General features: G+C 55.3%; 10 protein-coding genes and 2 pseudogenes. 9 read left to right on the top strand and 3 right to left on the bottom strand.

Going from position 1 to position 19,118, the window contains the following annotated elements:
* Positions 1 to 2: 2 nt before the first annotated feature.
* From C4J85_RS27835 to C4J85_RS13355, 3 genes and pseudogenes are all read left to right on the top strand, one after another.
* A pseudogene (locus tag C4J85_RS27835) lies at positions 3 to 130 on the top strand (DUF2859 domain-containing protein); the annotation flags it as partial.
* Between the two features lie 9 nt (positions 131 to 139).
* A pseudogene (traD, locus tag C4J85_RS13360) lies at positions 140 to 2,240 on the top strand (type IV conjugative transfer system coupling protein TraD).
* An 89-nt stretch (positions 2,241 to 2,329) separates the two neighbouring features.
* A complete protein-coding gene (locus tag C4J85_RS13355; protein ID WP_124409854.1) occupies positions 2,330 to 3,061 on the top strand; it encodes a TIGR03747 family integrating conjugative element membrane protein in 732 nt (243 codons plus the stop codon).
* A gap of 155 nt (positions 3,062 to 3,216) precedes the next feature.
* Here C4J85_RS13355 and C4J85_RS13350 read toward each other — a convergent pair whose 3' ends face one another.
* Positions 3,217 to 3,852: a TetR family transcriptional regulator gene (locus C4J85_RS13350; RefSeq protein ID WP_124409853.1), complete on the bottom strand. Its 636-nt coding sequence runs from the start codon at positions 3,850 to 3,852 to the stop codon at positions 3,217 to 3,219.
* 246 nt (positions 3,853 to 4,098) lie between these two features.
* On the opposite strand from C4J85_RS13350, the gene C4J85_RS13345 reads away from it, so the two are divergent.
* From C4J85_RS13345 to C4J85_RS13320, 6 genes are all read left to right on the top strand, one after another.
* Entirely contained in the window at positions 4,099 to 11,265 is a 7,167-nt protein-coding gene (locus tag C4J85_RS13345) for a non-ribosomal peptide synthetase (protein ID WP_124409852.1), read from the top strand.
* A 20-nt stretch (positions 11,266 to 11,285) separates the two neighbouring features.
* A complete protein-coding gene (locus tag C4J85_RS13340) occupies positions 11,286 to 12,461 on the top strand; it encodes an FAD-dependent monooxygenase (RefSeq protein ID WP_124409851.1) in 1,176 nt (391 codons plus the stop codon).
* Between the two features lie 38 nt (positions 12,462 to 12,499).
* Positions 12,500 to 13,381, top strand: coding sequence for an SDR family NAD(P)-dependent oxidoreductase (locus C4J85_RS13335; protein ID WP_124409850.1), 882 nt, complete (start codon positions 12,500 to 12,502; stop codon positions 13,379 to 13,381).
* The gene (locus C4J85_RS13330; protein ID WP_124409849.1) at positions 13,378 to 15,081 is read left to right on the top strand and encodes an aldehyde dehydrogenase family protein; all 1,704 of its coding nucleotides are present in this window, start codon (positions 13,378 to 13,380) and stop codon (positions 15,079 to 15,081) included. Before C4J85_RS13335 ends, C4J85_RS13330 begins: the two co-directional genes overlap by 4 nt.
* Positions 15,078 to 15,827, top strand: a complete 750-nt coding sequence (locus C4J85_RS13325) for a 4'-phosphopantetheinyl transferase (protein ID WP_124409848.1) — start codon at positions 15,078 to 15,080, stop codon at positions 15,825 to 15,827. The genes C4J85_RS13330 and C4J85_RS13325 overlap by 4 nt, the downstream gene beginning before the upstream one ends.
* Positions 15,828 to 15,983: 156 nt before the next feature.
* The gene (locus C4J85_RS13320; RefSeq protein WP_124409847.1) at positions 15,984 to 17,192 is read left to right on the top strand and encodes an MFS transporter; all 1,209 of its coding nucleotides are present in this window, start codon (positions 15,984 to 15,986) and stop codon (positions 17,190 to 17,192) included.
* Between the two features lie 155 nt (positions 17,193 to 17,347).
* On the opposite strand, the gene C4J85_RS13315 is transcribed toward C4J85_RS13320, so the two are convergent.
* Together C4J85_RS13315 and C4J85_RS13310 are read right to left on the bottom strand one after the other, a co-directional pair.
* Positions 17,348 to 17,950 carry a TetR/AcrR family transcriptional regulator gene (locus C4J85_RS13315; protein ID WP_124409846.1) on the bottom strand — a complete coding sequence of 201 codons (603 nt, stop codon included), beginning with the start codon at positions 17,948 to 17,950 and terminating at the stop codon, positions 17,348 to 17,350.
* 138 nt (positions 17,951 to 18,088) lie between these two features.
* Positions 18,089 to 19,108 carry an alpha/beta fold hydrolase gene (locus C4J85_RS13310; protein ID WP_218567709.1) on the bottom strand — a complete coding sequence of 340 codons (1,020 nt, stop codon included), beginning with the start codon at positions 19,106 to 19,108 and terminating at the stop codon, positions 18,089 to 18,091.
* Positions 19,109 to 19,118 lie beyond the last annotated feature (10 nt).

Genomic DNA, 19,118 nt, shown 5'->3' with positions numbered 1-19,118 from the left:
AAGCTTTGGCCCGGATTCGAGCAGCCGCCCCGGGCATCACCATCCTGCCGGTCAACGGTAACGACATCGCCACCCCCTTGCAGATGAGCACTACCCCGTCTTGATCACCGCCACCTCACTGGAACAGTGAGTCCAGGTCATGGCCGAGCATGCGATGGAGTCCAAGCTCCGGCCGGCGGCGGAGTTGTACACCGTAGCGATCTGCATCGCCGCCGCGGTGTTGTGCGTGTACTCGCCCTGGGCTGTGGCCCTGTCACCCGAGATCGGGCTGGTTGCGGCGCAGGCCTATACCTTATTCGGCCTGATCCGCCTGCGACAAGCCTGGGAGGTGTTGCGCTATCGGCGCAATATCCGTCGGCTGCCCCGCTACGAGCTGACCAGTCGGCAGATCCCCATCAGTTATAAGCGTCTGTTCATGGGCCGCGGATTTCGCTGGACCCGCCTACACACCCAGCGCTTGGTCGAGGCTCAGGATCCCGCGGTCGCCCACTATTTGGACCAACCGACCCGCTATCGCATGGCCCGTGGTCTCGAACGGTCCCTTGAGCATGCACCGTTTCCGCTCTCGATATTGTCCCGTGTCACCGGCTGGGACAGTGCCTTCAATCCGTTGCGCCCTTTACCACCGGTAGGAGGCTCGCCACTGCTGCATGGGGTCGAGCCCGATGAAACGGAAGTCAGTCTGCCATTGGGCGAACGGGTCGGTCACACCCTGGTGCTTGGCACGACCCGCGTCGGCAAGACGCGACTCGCCGAGGTGTACATCACCCAGGACATTCATCGCGTTGAACATGAGGTAGTGATTGTCTTCGACCCGAAGGGCGATGCTGACTTACTCAAGCGCATGTACGTCGAAGCCAAACGCGCCGGTCGGGAGAAAGAGCTTTATGTCTTCCATCTGGGCTGGCCAGAAATCTCCGCCCGCTACAACGCCGCGGGACGTTTCGGGCGCATTTCGGAAGTCGCGTCACGCCTCGCCGGGCAGCTCAGTGGCGTAGGTAACTCTGCGGCATTTCGTGAGTTCGCCTGGCGCTTCGTCAACATCATTGCCCGGGCTTTGATCGAATTGGGCCGGCGTCCGGACTACCTGCAAATCCAGCGGCATGTGGTCAACATCGACGCACTGTTCATCGAATACGCCCAGCAGTTTTTCGCCAAGACCGATCCAAAAGCGTGGGAAGTGATCGTCCAGCTCGAAGGCAAGCTCACCGAGAAGAACATTCCCCGGCATATGACTGGGCGAGAAAAGCGCGTGGTGGCCATCGAACAATATCTGGCGGCGAAACGAGTATTTGATCCGGTAATGGATGGACTGCGTTCAGCGGTGCGCTACGACCGCACTTACCTCGACAAAATCGTGGCCTCGCTGCTGCCGCTGCTGGAGAAACTCACCACCGGCAAGACCGCCCAGTTACTGGCTCCCAACTACACCGACCTGGATGACCCGCGGCCGATCTTCGACTGGATGCAGATCATCCGAAAACGCGGCATCGTCTACGTTGGCCTGGATGCGTTGAGTGATGCCGAAGTGGCCGCCGCCGTGGGCAATTCAATGTTCGCCGACTTGGTCTCGGTCGCGGGACATATTTACAAACATGGCATTGACCATGGGCTGCCTCAATCACGCTGGTGACAAACTGCCAATCAACCTGCATGCCGATGAGTTCAACGAGTTGATGGGCGATGAGTTCATTCCGCTGATCAACAAGGGGGGCGGTGCCGGTATCCAGGTAACCGCCTATACCCAAACCCTCAGCGATATCGAAGCACGTATAGGCAACCGCGCCAAGGCCGGCCAGGTGGTCGGCAATTTCAACACCCTACAGATGCTGCGGGTGCGCGAAACCGCGACCGCTGAACTACTCACCCATCAGTTACCCAAGGTTAACGTGCTGACCAGGACGCTGGTGTCAGGTGCCACCGACACCTCCGATCCCGAGGCCAACACTGATTTCACCTCGTCCTCACAGGACCGTGCCAGCAGCACCAGCGTGCCGCTGATCGAGCCTGCTCACATTGTCAGTTTGCCCAAAAGGCAAATGTTCTCCTTCCAGGCAGGTGGGCAGCTCTGGAAAGTCCGCATGCCGTTGCCTAAAGCCCCCAACGACGATGCCATGCCCAAGGACCTGCAGGAGCTTGCGCAGCGGATGCGGGCCACTTACAACGAACAGGCGGGCCAATGGTGGAGTGCGAGCGGTGGCGGCCCAACAACTAACTTCGATCTGGACCAGCTGGGGTAACCCGCCCCGCTACAGGTTTTGATTCCGAAAACACGTATTCGGCAGGCGCCGTGGCAGCATCAACTTAACGGTGCGCAATGGAGTAAAGGATGGTGGCTTCCGTACAGAACACGCCGCCACAACCGAACCAGCGCCAGGGATTGATCGTCTCGGTTATTGGCTTGGTCTTACGCATCATCGGTTTGCTGATCACCTCGTTGCTGTTCTCGATACTCATTGAGTACGCCGGTTTGCTGCTGTTCTGGGGCGATCAGGGTTGGCGGCACAGCCAAGCCATGTTGGGGAACGAACTGGGCTGGCTGAGTGAGCACTTCAAATATTCTCTCATCCTCCAACAACCTGAACAGACGATTGTCCAGTGGCTGGATTTTCTCAATAAATGGTTATTGGTCAATACGGGCTTTGCGGACTTCGCTCGGCAAGCACGGGTGTCGAGCCAGGGCAACGGCTTCTGGAGCTGGATCAACCAGTTCTACGTGAGCATTGAGGATTTCATAATGGCCGCTGTGTATGTGACCTTTACCTTCCTGGTACGTCTGACCATTTTGGTCCTGGCCATGCCCTTATTTTTCTCAGCTATGTTCACTGGTTTCGTCGATGGTTTGATGCACCGTGACCTACGCAAATTTGGCGCTGGGCGAGAAAGCAGTTTTGTCTATCACCGGGCTAAACGGGCAGTGATTCCACTACTGACTGTGCCCTGGATCATTTACCTGTCCCTGCCCTTTTCGCTCAATCCTATGGCCGTATTTCTACCTTGTTCCATGATGCTTGGGGTGACCATGACAATCACTGCAGCGACTTTCAAGAAATACATTTAAGCGCAGCACATATATTGTTTCGAGTAACCTGCCCTGTCTACCGGCGTTACTTTGCGATGTGTTTGCAAGGGTGGAGCAGCAGAAAAAGGTGAGTACTGGGCGTAAGCGTTTGGCCAAGTCACATCTTAACGTCGGCAAACCATGAACAGGACAGATCACTTGGCTTGAAGAGCGGGAAAGTTGAACCCCTCCTCAACGATGACAAAAATCTCATCAAGCACGTCCGAATAGAGCGCAGGGGAGGCTCTTTTTTTCCAAAGGTCATGGGCCGCAGTGTGGGCGTAATCCAACGCCCATGCGACGACGCTTGGACGAATGTCATTCTCTGCGTCCACCCCCATTCTCCCCGCGATAAGGGCAACAATGGAATCTCGACGACTTACCCCGTTCTGCAGAGTTTTTGCACGAATCAGAGGATGACTTCTCAGCAATTCCTGAAGCGTCATGAAACGATCCGCGTCAAAACCATAGGACCCTTTCTCACAGCTCCTGACCACCTCCACGGCAGCGTGCCTCAAGGCCGTCACAACAGGTTCGTGGGGTGGACGCTCACCAAGCGCAGCGATAAATTCCTGATGCTCCGCCTCTTGATAATCCAGAACGACATCCTCCTTGCAGGAGAAATATCGAAAAAATGTCCGAGCGGAGACATCCACTTCTTCGGTGATGTCCTCAACTCGCGTTTCATCAAATCCCTTCTCAGCGAATAGCTTATAAGCCGCTGAAATTAGGGCGTCGCGCAACATGAGCTTCTTGCGCTCACGCCTGCCTACCTCTTCTTTTTCCGCCACGCGTCTGTTTCCTCGATTAGGTCAACTCACGGTACTCGATCAAACATTATTACCATCAAATGACAATTGCGCAATTTTAATAAAATTCACATCAAGAAATATGCCTATTGACTTATTTTGTCAGTCAACGACATTATTCACCCGCATTCTCATTTGGCCTAAGTGGACGTAAGACAAATCTGACAACCAGGTCAGCTGTGTCTCCGCTTACCGCCGCGTAAATCATCTAAAGGGAGTTAGATCGCGATGAACAGTGCCGTCGATGCAAAACAATCCGCCTCGCACGCAGCTCAGCAGCTGAACCCGTTTGAGCGTGATATCTGGTTTGAATCGCAAAAAGCACCTCATAGCCACCAGTTCACTGTGGCCCTATGCGTTTGCCTGCCAGATTCGGTCGACGTAGAGCGATTGAAACTCGTCGCTGAAAACGTTTTGCGCGCTGAAGCCGCTTGTTTCAAGACGTACCATGACAACGACGGCCATCCGACCGTACGTCACACGTCGTGCAAGATCGTCGCAGAACTATTTGAGTTCACCGATGAATCCGGCTCGGCTGCTTTTTACGAAGAATGGTCCCGCCACTCATGGAATCTCTCCTGCGCTCCACTGATAGAGACCGCTATCGGACAGGTCGGCACCTCAGTGATGCTCATGATTCGAGCCCATCACATCGTGGTCGACAGCTGGGCATTGGACGTGCTGTCCAGAAAGATCCTGAACGTTTTCGAAGGAAGGGAAGCACTACCTCAATCGAGCCTTCACGATTACGTTGAGCACCACGCGGCGAAGACTCCCTCCCTGCACAGTGCAGCGCTTCATCAGGCAACCCTTGAAGTAGCAAGCACAGTCAACGAAGTGAACCCCGTACTTTTTTCGAAGTCCGGTGCGAAGCTCTCCTCGTCCCCACGCTATCGTCGTACATTCACGATCTCGGCTGAAGACGTGCAGCGCGCCTTGGATATGGGCATGACACCCTTCATGACCGTTTCCGCCTCATTGGCAGTGTTGCTGTCATGCCAATATGGCAGCGAGCATTTTTTGCTTGGGGTGCCCTTCCTCAATCGAGGCGAAGTTGACATCACCGCAGTCACCCAAAGAGCCAACACGCTTCCCGTCGGCGTTCAAGTCAGCCACGCTCACACGCTTCGAGACGTGGCGGTTTCACTCAAGCGACAGGTCAGCTTTATCAAGGAAAGAGAGTCCATTCCCTTTGGGCAACTGGTCTCTGAAATCGCGCGTTCTGGCCACAATCGACAACTGTTCGATGCGACTGTTTCATACCTACGCTATCCGCAGCCAGATGAAGGTGTGCCGTCGTCGACTCACAGAAGCATCGCCCACGTTCATGCACAAGACGCGGTGGCCATTCACTTGCATACCTACGGAAAAAACGCCGACGTATGTGGGGAAATTTGCCTCAATAGTGCGGCGTTCGATTCAGAGTGCCACGCATCAGTATTTCTCGACGCGTTCCTTCAGTTGGTGGATGGCTTCCTGCCCCAACTGGACAAGCCGTTGGACCAGGTCAGCCTGCTGACTTATGAGCAGGCTGAAACACTCCGGGCCTTCGAAGAAGGCCCCACCAAGTCTTACAGTGAAAAAGACACCGTCATATCGCTTTTTCGAGCGCAGACAGCACGAACCCCCTACAACATAGCGTTGCGTGACCACGACCATGCAACCTTCACCTATGCCGAATTGGACAATTGGTCCTCGGCGATCGCCACAGAACTGGAAAACCACGGCGTAGGCCCGGGTGACGTCGTTGCGGTATCAATGGTCAGGTCGCCACAGCTGATGGCAGCGATCTTCGCCGTACTGAAAACGGGTGCGGCTTACCTGCCAATCGACAGCGAATATCCCGCAGACCGTATTCAGTACATGCTTGAGGACAGCAACGCGAAACGGGTGATCACCAACCTGCCTCAAGTCATGAGCAGTGATGATCCGCGCAGGTTCGACCTCGACGTACTCCCCTTGGAACTGGCGCGCGAAGTCGATTATGTCAGCAAGGCTCGCCCTCAGGATCCCGCCTATATCATCTATACGTCGGGTTCGACCGGCAGACCGAAAGGCGTCGTGATTGAACATCACTCGGTTATCAATCGCCTGGAATGGATGCAAGAGATTCATCCGCTCGCCAGTAACGATGTGATCCTGCAAAAAACCCCTATCTCGTTCGATGTTTCGGTGTGGGAGCTTTTTTGGTGGAGTATGACGGGGGCGTCGGTGGCCCTGTTGGAGCAAGGGGCTCAGCGAGATCCTCGCGCGCTGATTAAAGCCATCAGCGATCACAACGTCACGGTGGCCCATTTCGTTCCTTCGATGTTTGAACCCTACATCCAGGCGCTGGCAGACGATCGAGAACAACTGCTCAGCGTACAGAGCCTGCACTGCCTGTTTACCAGCGGCGAAGCGCTCTCCCCTGCCGTCGTGAATAAATTCCGCAAACTGTTCACTGGCGATACCCAGCCGCCCAGGTTGATCAACTTATATGGTCCGACCGAGGCGACCGTAGATGTCACCTGGTATGAACTGGACCTGCTGGGCCACTCGGACATTGATGAGGTGCCGATTGGTTACCCCATCAACAACACGTCAATACGTATCGTCTCCCAACATGGTGTCAGGCAACTCGTCAACGTACCTGGAGAACTGCAAATCGGCGGCGTTCAGCTGGCAAGAGGCTACTTGAATCGCCCGGAACTAACGGCGGAACGCTTCATTACCGATCCGGAGGATGGGCGTCGCTGGTACCGAACCGGAGATCTCGCCGCGTGGGCAAACGACGGTTCTATCCTGTATATGGGAAGAATGGACGGCCAGGTAAAGATCCGCGGAAACCGTATTGAATTGGGCGAAATCAAGAATACGCTGCTCAATCTGCCAAACATTTTGAATGCCGAAGTCGTCGTTGAGCAGGACGATAAGCGAGGCAACCATTTGGTGGCACTGTTCGTCAGTCGCACTCCACAAACCGAGCGCTCATTGCGTGAGCAAATGGCTAACGCGCTCCCGGCGTTCATGCTTCCTTCCCGGTTCGTAGCCCTTGACCATATCCCACTCACCCCCAATGGAAAGTTCGACCGGGGCCAAGCATTAGCGATGGCCAATACCACTCAAACTACCGCACCAAAAGCAGAGTTGAGTGTGACAGAGCGCCTGGTCAGCGATATCTGGGGTGGCATTCTCGGTCAGCGGGACATTATTGCAGAGGACGATTTCTACTCCATCGGGGGCGACTCAATCCTGATGCTGAAGGTGCGCTCGGAATTAGAGAAGCACGGATATGACGCCAACTTGTCCGATCTAAGTGACCACACCACGGTTCGAGAACTGGGGCGCTTCCTGGAACTTACCGCAGACAACGTGGCCCTGCCCAAGGCGGCACTGAGTGCATTTGAGCTGGTGACTGACAATGAGCGCAAGCGCCTTGCAGAATTGGCCGTAGACGCCTATCCGATTTCACAACTGCAACTGGGGCTCCTCTTCCATAGCCGAGAGCAAGAACAAAGCCGGGTCTACAAAGACGTTTTCCGTTACACCCTGAAAATGGACTGGTCTGAACAGAAGTTCCGCGAAGCCCTGCAAGGTTTAATCCAGCGCCACCCGGCATTGCGTACAACGTTCAACATCGGCGAATACTCCACCCCGCTTCAGCTTATTCACAAGGACCTGTCGGTAGACGAGGTTCTGGCCATCAATACGCCGCTGGCAAACGTCTATGAGCAGGAAATAGCCAAGCATATGCAGGCGTGGTCCGCACACAACTATTCGTTTGCCACAGGGCCACTGTTCAACGTAGCCGTTTTCATTAACGAATCAGGCGCTCCTCTGGACCTGGTGCTCAGCTTCCATCATGCAATCCTTGACGGAGGTAGCGTCGCGAACCTGATTCGCGAACTGCTCCTCTGTTATGCGAGGGGTAATGATGAAGGCCTGGGTTATCCCACCCACGATTTACCGAGCCCATCGCTGTTTGTTCAGGACGAACTCGCTGCAATAAATAGTAGCGAGCATCGAGCCTACTGGAAGGGCCATCTGGAAGGCGCTACCAACACCCTGCCGATTGGACTCGCGGCGCACCTTGAGCGCGCGGACAGCGGGATGTTCTCGTACCGATTTTTTGTTGAACCCGCCCTTGATGACGCATTGGTGCAACTGGCAAAACGCTCTCATCTGCCCATCAAGACGTTCTACCTGGCCGCCCATTGCTCGGCGATAGCGTCAATGAGCAATACGAGAGACGTGCTAACAGGTGTTGTGACCCACGCACGCCCAGAGATCCGGCACGCAGAACACCTTCTCGGATTGTTTCTGAACACATTGCCGTTGCGAGTCAACCTGGCCGAAGTCAGCGCTCAACAACTGGTTGAGTCAATCTTCAGACACGAGAAGGCGAGCCACCGTCATCGTCGATTCCCGTTGAGTGAAATTCAGACAGACAATGCAGGCGTATCCATAAGCACAGCATTCAACTACATCCACTTCCATGTACTGGAGGAAGTCGCCGCACAAACCGGCATCGAGATCGCAGCCTTCGATCCGCAGGAAGAGACCAGTTTTGCCCTCCTTGTGAACGTCATGCGCGAGTTCTCGGGAGCCGAGGTCGCTATCCGTGTGGATATGGATGGAGCAATCTATGCACGCGAGCAAGGTGAAGTCTTTGCGCGGCTTTTCAATGACGCGCTGAAACGCCTGGCCTTTCAACCCCATGCAGAAGCGCTCTTCAGGTCGCCGATTGCGCAATCCGGTTATCTCGCCTCGGGCCCGGCCAGGGACGCATTCGTTCCCGTGCCTGCGCAGATCCTTCAGGCCGTGCGTCATCAGCAACAGGCCGTTGCAGTTACCTATGAAGATGCCCAGTGGACCTACGCACAACTCTGGGACACCGCCGGCAGAATTGCGTCTCTGCTCAGCAGTAAAGGCGTACAGCGCCAGGACGTTGTCGGCCTGGCATTGCCACGCTCGTTCGAACAGATCGCCACAGCCTTGGCAACCCTGCGATCAGGGGCCATCTGCCTACCCATCGACGTGTCTTATCCCGCCGCACGCATTGAACTGATCCTGAAAATCGCAGCGCCAAAAGTAGTCGTCACCCGGTTGTGCGTTAACGAACTACCTGACAGTACTGTGCGCCTGGATCTCACCAATGACCTTTTACAAACGGTCGAGGCCGGCTGTTCAGACGTCGCGATTGAGTCGACCGACAACGCCTACATTCTGTTCACGTCAGGCTCTACAGGCACACCTAAAGGGGTCGCAATGCCCCATAGAGGACTGGCGAATCTGGTCGGCTGGCAGAACAAATCGGCAAGTGGCGCCGTTGGCTCGACACTCCAGTACGCGCCGCTCAGTTTTGACGTTTCGTTCCAGGAAATTTTCTCAACGCTAAGCGCGGGTTCGACGCTGCACCTGATCAGCGAAGAGGAACGCCGTGATCCCTCGGCCCTGCTCAGGTTTATGGATCGCAAGTGCGTGGAACGCGTATTCATGCCTTACATCGCCCTGCAGCAACTCGCGGAAGCGGCTGTCGCCCTTGATCTGTTTCCTGGCAGCCTGCGCGTTGTCGGCTCGTCAGGCGAGCAATTGCGGGTCACCCAGGAGATTCGCGCACTGATGAGGCATCTGCGCGGGGGGATTCTGGAAAATCAATACGGCCCAACCGAAACCCATGTGGTAACCCGCTACAGCATGAGCGGTAACCCTGATTACTTCCCGGCATTACCTCCTATCGGTAGCGAGATTGACGGAGTTGGCATCCTCATTCTTGACGACGCTGCCAACGTTATTCCCGATGGCGTACCAGGAGAAATCTGCGTTTACGGAGACGCACTGGCGTCTGGTTACTACAAAGCCCCAGAAGAAACAGATAAGAAATTCATCCGTCACGATCATGTACCCGGCAAATTGTTTTATCGAACCGGTGACGTCGGTATCAAATGCGCCGACGGCGCCGTTATCAGCCTTGGTCGGAATGACAACCAGGTCAAAGTGCGTGGCTACAGAATTGAACTGTCGGAAATCGAACTCAAAGTCCTGAGCTTTTTTGAAACCCGCAACGAACACATTGACGTGGCGGTGATCGCGAAGCCGCGTGATGAGCACGACGCCTACCTGGTCGCTTACCTGACAGGAAGCGGGTCGCAAGACGAGGCGGTGTTGTCCCAGCTCAGGCATTACCTCAGCGAGGAATTGCCGACGTACATGCTGCCAACTCACATGGCCTGGATCGCGCAGATGCCGACCACGCCAAGCGGCAAAAGGGATGACGCTGCGCTGCGCACGCTGAACGTCCAGCTGGGTAACGCTGTGAATTACCGGGAGCCAAGCGGCGAGTACGAAATGAAGCTATGCCAGTTGGCAGCCGAGCTTCTGAAGACTCCGAAAATCTACCCCCAACAGAGCATCTTCGATTGCGGGGCCACGTCGCTGACAGCAATGCGCTTGGTTGTGTTGGTTGAGAAGTTGTACGGAATCAACGTGCCCCTGTCTTCCTTTGTCAGTGCACCGACCATGGAAAAACTCAGCGTGCTGATTCAAAAAGGCGGTGGCGCATTCACGTTCGACCCACTGGTGCCGCTACGCGAAACCGGGCAGCGCACACCGTTGTTTCTTGTCCACCCCATGGGCGGCAATATTCTCTCGTACCTGCGCATGCTTCCGCATTTACCCGCCGAACAGCCACTCTATGCACTGCAGGCCTCGGGGGTCGATGCAGGCTCTGAGCCCATCCCGTCTGTCGAGGCACAAGCAAGTTTGTACATTGAAGCAATGCGTCGAATCCAGCCCGAAGGTCCGTACGTCATCGGTGGCTGGTCCTACGGTGGGTTCATTGCATTTGAGATAGCCCAGCAGTTGATACGGGCAGGCGAGCGCGTCGCAAATGTACTGATTCTGGACACCATGGCACTTAGCTCACAGGCCCAAGGCAAAGCCAGTGATGACGCATTGCTGAGTTGGTTTTTTTGGGAACTGCTCTGGACGTCGAGAGGCTCCGAGCTCCCCGTCCAAATTGTGCCTGATCATATCGCCACGCTTCAGGAGCGCTTCGACTTCATCACCGATCACGCAATCTCCATTGGGGCGATTCCGGCCGGTAGTACCAAAGCCGTCATGCAGCGGCTGTTCGAGGTGTATCGCACTAACTGGGAAGCGGCGACGCAATACAACTACGAGGCGAAGTGCGCGGAACTGGATATCACCCTGATCCGGGCAATTGAACCGCTCCCCCCCATTCTTCGGGATATGCACGACACCATCCGCAGTGAATACAACGATCCACTCAATGGTTGGGCGGCCAAAACCTCGGGGATGATCAAGCTGATTGAGGTTGACGGTGACCATTTGACCATCATGGAAGAACCTTTTGTCGGTGCGCTCGTCACGGCAATTCTTGAAGAAATCAAATAACTATGGATCAGGGTCAAAACATGAAAACTAAACCTGTTGCGCTCATTATCGGAACCGGAATCGGCGGCTTATCGTGTGCAGCCGCCTTGAAAAAAGTGGGATGGTCAGTGCGTCTTTTCGAGAAGGCTGACAGCATGAGAGCCACCGGTTCGGGTCTCTCGGTGATGTCGAACGCCAGCGCGGCAATGAAAAAGTTGCTCGATATAGATCTTGGGCTGGAGCACTACGGAGCCGAAATTCGCAACTTCGAGATCCGTCATAAATCCGGATTTCTCCTCAAACGTCTTCCGTTCCAGGAAATTGCCGAGGAACAAGGTTCTCCCAGCGTCTGCATTTCCAGACAGCAACTGCAAACCGCCTTGCTGGACAACCTGGGGGAGGTAGACATCAGCCACGCAAAGCGATTTGCAAGCTACGACGAAACTGATGACGCTGTACACGTGACCTTCGAAGACGGGACCAAGGCCTCAGGCGACATCCTGGTCGGCGCTGATGGCTACTATTCCGCGGTGCGCGATGCGATGGGGATACCCAGCCAGGTACAAGAGGCTGGATACATCTGCTGGCTCGCACTGGTCAAATATGATCATCCGCAAATAACCCCTGGCTATGTCGTGCATTACTGGGGCAAGGGCAAGCGGATTGGCATCATTGATATCGGAGGTGGATGGGTCTACTGGTGGGGAACAGCCAATATGTCGAACCAGGAGGCTGTTGGCTGGTCCGGCACAAGCGCAGACGTTGCCAAGGTCTATGAGGGATGGCCAACCATCGTCTTCGACATTATTCACGCCACACCCAACGAATCCATCATCACGGTCGATGCAAAAGACAGGTCCTTTCCAGCGACGTGGTCCAAGGGGCGCGCAACGTTACTCGGCGATGCAGCTCATCCAATGCTAACAAGCCTGGGCCAGGGCGCAGGCTTGTCCATAGAGGACTCAGCCGTGCTTGGGCATGTCCTGTCGACGTCGACAGACCATCAAGCGGCGTTGCGACGATACGAGTCGATCCGCCAACCCCGGGCTAAAGCCATCGTCGACGCATCAAGAGCGCTGAGCGATGTCGAGCAATACGACCAATTCCTTCCTCGACTGAAACGCGACGTTGGCATGCTGCTTGCGCCGGCAAAAACCATGCGAGAACGACTGCAGGCGTCAATGCTGTTCGACGATTTTGCAGTACACACCCAATAAGCCACCCAACGAAAATTTCAGCCAGATAAGGGATTGTCATGTCTAAGAAAAGCGTACTTGTTACCGGTGCTTCTTCGGGTCTGGGCCATGCGGCAGCCTTGATGCTTGCTCGCAACGGCTTTCATGTTTTCGCTGCCGCGAGGGAGATTCGCGGCGTGTTTAACGGGCAAGCCAATGTGGAGGAAGTCAGACTCGATATCACCGACGAGGCGTCGGTCGCGCAGGCATTAGAAAAAATCGCGGCAAAGAACACTGTCTACCCTCTGTGGGGCCTGATCAACAACGCCGGCATTTGCGTGCCCAGCCCACTCGAGATGCTTAGCCCGCAGGAGCTGCGCCGACAACTTGACACGAACGTTATAGGTCAACTGCAGGTCACTCAGGCCATGCTGCCTCTGCTACGTGAAAACCGCGGGCGCATCATCAACATCACGTCCGGCCTGGGAAGCATTGCGGTTCCCTACCTGGGTGCGTACTCCATCGCTCAGTTTGCAAAAATGGCATTCACTGATGCACTCCGTAGAGAACTGGCCAACTCTGGCGTCACGGTCAGCGTGGTACAGCCGGGCGCGATCTACACCCCTATCTGGGATAAGTTTCTCGCAACCGGCCAGGAAATCATGAATCAGGTCATCGGCGAGGCGAGACAAATATACGCTCGCTCATTCACCGAGTTTCTCAAACAGAGCGAAGCGCTGGCCCGCGCTGCCACCACCAGCGAAGCCGACTTCGCTGAAGTCATCCTTGACGTGCTGACGACTGCGCAGCCTCTGGCTCAATACAGCGTGGGCAATGATGCACAAAGTTTTGTGGACATGGCAAAGTCAGCCACAACCGCAGAACTCGATGCGATGTTTGCGGCCCAGATGCCTACCGGGACGGACTTTGGATCAGCTCAAAAGATCGGCCAGGCATCATGAACATACGCAGATTGAAGATGTGGCGTGATCAGCATCGGTCAATGATGAATAGCGCGATTGTCGCGGTGAAATCCAGGCAGCCTTATAGCCCGTTTTCCGATGAGTTGACGAACTACGAGCATGCTCAAATCGAACAGGGCGAGATCAGGTTCAAGCGCCTGCTCGACTCCAAGTTTCAGATCGACCGTCGCAGCTCAGCGGACCTGGGGGAGAAGAGAGTCGGTAAGGAGACGTCGCCTTATGGGTTTCCATTAGGCATTTCATACCGTGCCGAAGACTTCGATAGCCTGGTTAAAAAGGCCAATCGTTCGATGAGCAAATGGGAGCACCTGAGTGTTGAGCTTCGTAGTGCATTGCTGTGCGAAGCAATCACGAGAATTCATGCAGACACGTTCCTGTTCTCTCAGGTGGGTATGCATACCAGTGGCCATGGTTTCTTCATGGGCTTTCATGCGAACGCCATCCACGCCCAGGCACGAGCGCTTGAGTCCGTTGCCCGTATTTGTCAAATAACGGCAGAGCTGACCCAACAGCTGGACTCCGAACTCACTGTAGGGGACGCGCAACCACAGCGTATTTTGCGCAACTTCCAGCCAAAGCCTGCGGGCCTTTCTCTGGTGTATTCGGGTCGGGTCGCCCCCACCTGGGGGGCATACCCGTGCGTTTTCGCCTCATTGGCTGCGGGTTGCCCTGTCATTGTCATCCCTCACTCCGAAGCTATCCTGCCGCTGGCATTGACCATAAAGGCGATTAAATCAGTGTGCGCCGAAGCGGGTGTTTCAGCAGACATCATCAACCTGTTTTGCTCTGATAACGACGCTGACTACAGGAAGGCTGCGCAGCACCGTGCGGTGAAGCTGATTGATTACATGGGCAAATCAGAATTTGGCAAATGGCTGCGTCAGCATGCATGGCACGCCCGCGTCATGACCCAGCAAAGCGCCCAAACCTCCGTGTTCGTGCACTCTACAGACAACTACGACGGCATGATCGAGAATCTGGCATTCGGTCTGTGCTCTTACTCTGCACAGTTGTGCACGTCGCCGCAGAACATCTACGTGCTCAAGGACGGCATTCGGTTACCTGACAAGATCATCACGGTTGACGTATTCCAGCGCGACTTGGTGGCTCGGATTGATCAATTGCTGCAAAGATTTCAACCACCACGTGATCTGCTCGGTGTGATCATCGGCAAACAAACCGTCGCCGATATTCGACAATGTGAAGGTTCCAGATTTGCCAAGGTATTGCGCCATTGCGAGCTGCTGCAGGATCCTGATTTCGCGGATGCCCAGGTATTGACGCCCTCTGTGATTGCCGTACAACCTGGTTTTTCAAGCAGCCTTGACTACTACGCCAGCGAAGTCGCAGGTCCTGTGTCCTTTGTTATTGTCAAAGATGACCTTAAGACCGTTGCCCGTGAACTCAGCTACGTCGGCCAGGAGTTCGGTGTGCTGGGACTCGGGCTCTACGCCATTGACGCAAATGTTGAAAAAGCGATGAAGTGTGTCTCTGCGCATATTGGCGCGCTGCTGTCAGTGAATTTCTGCGGTAACTATTTCATCAGTCAGTGTTCGGTGTTTACCGACATCCACGGCGGCGCGGTTAACTCATCCTCAGATGTCACGTATGGCGCTCCAGGGTTCTACCATGCTCGTCTGCGCCTGACCGAAGACAGAACAATGGTCTGCGCGCCATGAGTTCACCTCTGCGCGTATGGCCGTTCAACTGCCCGGCGCTACCTTGCTTGGCGTTGTTTTCACTCCAGGTCGAGGACGTCGTCGAAAGCGATATGCCACAGGCGGATGAATGGCCGGCGTACGCCATGACAGCCAGGCGCAAGGAGTTCGCAGCCGGCCGAATCTGTTCGGCTGCGGCGCTTCAGGCACTGGGTGGCGATAGCGTGTGGCTACCTATGGCCAAACCCTATCGCTATCCGAAATTCCCAAAGGATTTCAAGGGTTCGATCACCCACACTCATGAGTGCGCACTGGCATGTGCGGGCGATGCGGAGCGTTATCTCGCCATTGGTCTGGACGCTGAACCGATGGTAGAACACGCAGAACTTGAACAAATGGCCAATTACGTCCTTTCTCCGAACGAGCTGAACCAGTTCAAAAAAATGAGTGGAGAACAGGCGCTGACCTTCTTCTATTTATGTTTTTCAGCCAAGGAAACCTTGTTCAAGACGCTGTTTCCTCTGTGCCATACCGACATGGAATTTACTGAGTCCGAACTCGCTTCCTGGAATGACGAGGGGATCTTTACGTTGCGTCTCATCACTGACCGGGTGAGCGACCGGTTCGAGAACGGCACCTTGTTCTGTGGCCTGTGGTCCGTGCACGTCGACACCCTGCTCACGCTGCTTGCCCTCCCCCGTAAACAGGCGTTGCCCACACTGGATTCGCATCTCTATGTGCCTGATTTCAGCTATGGGCGCCCTTGAGCAGAGGTTCGAGGGATCGTGGAGCAAGTGCGGCAGCCCAACCAATCATTTACATTCACTTCGTATGATTATACGATTTTAATGATACGCATTGAATGTAAACTCCCGATTCAACGACCGTCACACGCTGTACTCACTCGATAAGGAGTATCGAACATGGCTAATCCGTACCGAATACTGTTTGAAGCCTCGGGCACTAGGGCATTTTCCCTGGCAGGCCTGCTAGCCCGTTTACCGCTCCCGATGACAGGTATCGGCATTATCACGATGCTTTCGCAGCTGCGCGGCAGCTATGCACTGGCTGGCGCGGTTTCTGCCACCTTTGTCCTGACATATGCACTGATGTCACCGCAGGTTTCAAGAATGGTGGATCGTTATGGTCAACGCCGGGTACTGCCATTGTCTGCTGGCCTCAGTGTGGTGGGCCTGCTTCTACTACTTGCTTGCACCTACTGGCACACGCCTGATTGGACGTTGTTCGTGGCGGCTGTATTAGCGGGCTTCATGCCAAGCATGTCGGCGATGGTGCGCGCCCGGTGGACGGCGATATACAGAGGCAAGCCACACCTGCAAACAGCCTACTCCCTCGAAACCGTACTGGACGAAGTGACATTTATCGCAGGGCCGCCGATTTCCGTTGGCTTGAGCGTGGCCGTCTTTCCCCAGGCCGGGCCGCTGGCGGCAGTTGTAATGCTGGCGATTGGCACACTTGCTTTGGCGGCCCAGGTATCCACCGAGCCGCCAGTGGAGTCCGCCGAAGAGAAGAATACGAGAACGGCCTCCATCTTTCGCTTGGCGGACGTTCGGCTATTGACGTTGCTGATGGTCGCGATGGGCGTCATCGTTGGAACGGTCGATATCGTCAGTGTCGCATTCGCTGAACAAATGGGCAGCCCGGCAGCCGCGAGTATCGTGTTGTCCTGTTATGCCATCGGATCGTGCGCCGCTGGCCTGTTGTTCGGTGCGCTGAAACTGAAAACACCGCTCCACACACTCTTGCTGTTGGGTGGTCTAGCGACTGCCGCCACCACACTGCCCTTGTTGATGGCCGGCAATATTGCCAGCCTGTCCGCAGCGGTATTGGTGGCTGGGCTATTCTTCGCGCCCACAATGATCGTAGCGATGTCTTTGGTTGAGCGAATCGTACCGGAACGACAATTGACTGAAGGTATGACTTGGTTGCTGGCGGGTTTGAATGTTGGAGTGGCAATGGGTGCGGCGGCATCGGGCCAGTTAGTCGACATGGAAGGGGCTCGCTATGGATTCAACGTTGCTCTGGCAGCCGGAGCGGCGGTACTGCTGATGGCTATCTGGGGATACCGACGGATGCGAGGACACTCGCTGACGCAAGCGTATTCCGCGTGAGTCTCGGACGCTAAAACAGACTGTTTGGGACGACCAGCAGACAAAAAAGCCACTCAATAGAGTGGCTTTCGTTTCTTATTCCGAAGCTCGATGTGCATCTGGATCCGCTAAACAAACGATGACGGGCGTGCCCATGCTGCTGGCAACGAATTGACCTACTGGATCCCAGCCTTTGGTTTAACCAGGATACCACCCAGCAGCAACTCAAGCGCGACCACGCTATGCGCAAGTCGCTTATCGCCATCTTTCGAATCCGCAATCCAGAAGGCGGCTTCGACAAGGCTGCCATAGATGAGCAAGGCCAGCGCCTGAGGGTTGACATCCACCACGATGCCTTGCTGGATTAAGAGATGAATCAATTGCTGCATCGATTCCACACAATGACGTTGAGCATCCGGTGAGGTTCCGCCGAGTACAGCCCTGGCATCGCGCAACACAATCCGCTGAATCTGTGGCTCCAAAGCCATTTCCAGATAGGCACGGCAGCGCTGACGAAAACCATCCCAGGCATCTGCAGCATTATCGGTAATAGCTTGCAGGCGCTGATCCATTTCCGCGTCAAGTTGCTCCACGACAGCTGACAGCAAGCCTTTCTTGTCACCAAAGTGATGGTAGAGCGCGCCACGGGTCAGGCTCGCCAAAGCCGTCAGTTCATCCATCGAGGTGTCCGCATAACCTCGCTCACTGAATATTTCTCGTGCTTTCGCTATTAACAAGGCACGGGTTTCTTCCATCTCGGCGCGGGTGCGGCGAACCATCTGTCATCTCCTCACTGAAGGCGGCATGAGCTGTGACAACCATGCAGTCATGAATAGGCGCAGCTATACATGCGGTCTGTATCTATTGTCACTTTCGTGTACTGCGATAACAAGCACACCGTGCCCGGTGAAGCGGCGTCAGCTGCGTGAGCGTGCGAGAAGTTCAATCATCGCCTGCTCAATCACCCGGGTATCCGCATCGTTCAGGCCCTCACCAGCGACGTGCCCCCAGACGGATTCCAGTATGCGCGCCTCGGCTTTCGGTATTAGGCTGACCTCATGTTCGGCATCACGGACAGGGAAGTACAGATCGCTCGATGCAGGCATCACCACCGTATCGGCCTTGATCGAAGCCAATGCCATACTGATATCTCCCCGGTAACGGGCATTTGCGCTTATATCTGCGTGCTGTCCGCTCCAGAGTTGCGCAATGATGTCGTTGGCGTCTCGCTTGAGGAACCACCCTTCCCAAAAATCAATCAAAAAGTCTTCAATGGATGCGTAGCCAAGCGCTGTCTCGTCCAATCGGTTGCGGAAGAACGCCTGCGACAACCCGAGGGCAGCGTAGACACGAGCGGCAACGCGTAAGCCGCGTTGCGGTGGCAGTGTGTAAAACCCCTCCCGGAAGTCGGCATCCAGCTCGATCACAGCGCGCACGCTATCAAAAAACACATATAAATGACGTGACGTGCGTGCCGCACTCTGAAAGGTGAACAGCCGCTCCACCATATCCGGGAAGGCACAGGCCCACTCGAAGGCTTGAGTGCCTCCCAGAGACCAGCCTGTGGCCATCCGAATTTTCTGGATACCGAACAATTCGGTAACTAAGCGATGTTGCTGGACTACATTGTCGTGGATCGTAACGTGTGGAAAGCGATTGCCGTTCTGCGGCGCCGCTGTGTTGCTAGGCGAGCTGGACAAGCCATTGCCGAAAGCGTTTGGCACGATAATGAAGTACTTTTGCGAATCCAGCGCGCGACCTGGCCCGATCAACCAGGCAGCATCTTCATGGGTTGCTGCAAAGGAAGTCGGATAGACAATAACGTTATCCTTTGCCGCACTAAGGCGGCCATAGGTTTTGTAAGCCAATCGCGCCTCGCGGAGACGGCGACCCGATTGCAACTGGATGTCACCGAGCTCAAAAACCTCATACGTCATAATACGTGCG

Origin of the sequence: Pseudomonas sp. R4-34-07 (assembly GCF_003852375.1) — a bacterium.
Lineage (GTDB): Bacteria > Pseudomonadota > Gammaproteobacteria > Pseudomonadales > Pseudomonadaceae > Aquipseudomonas.
This window is presented reverse-complemented; position numbering and strand designations above follow the sequence as displayed.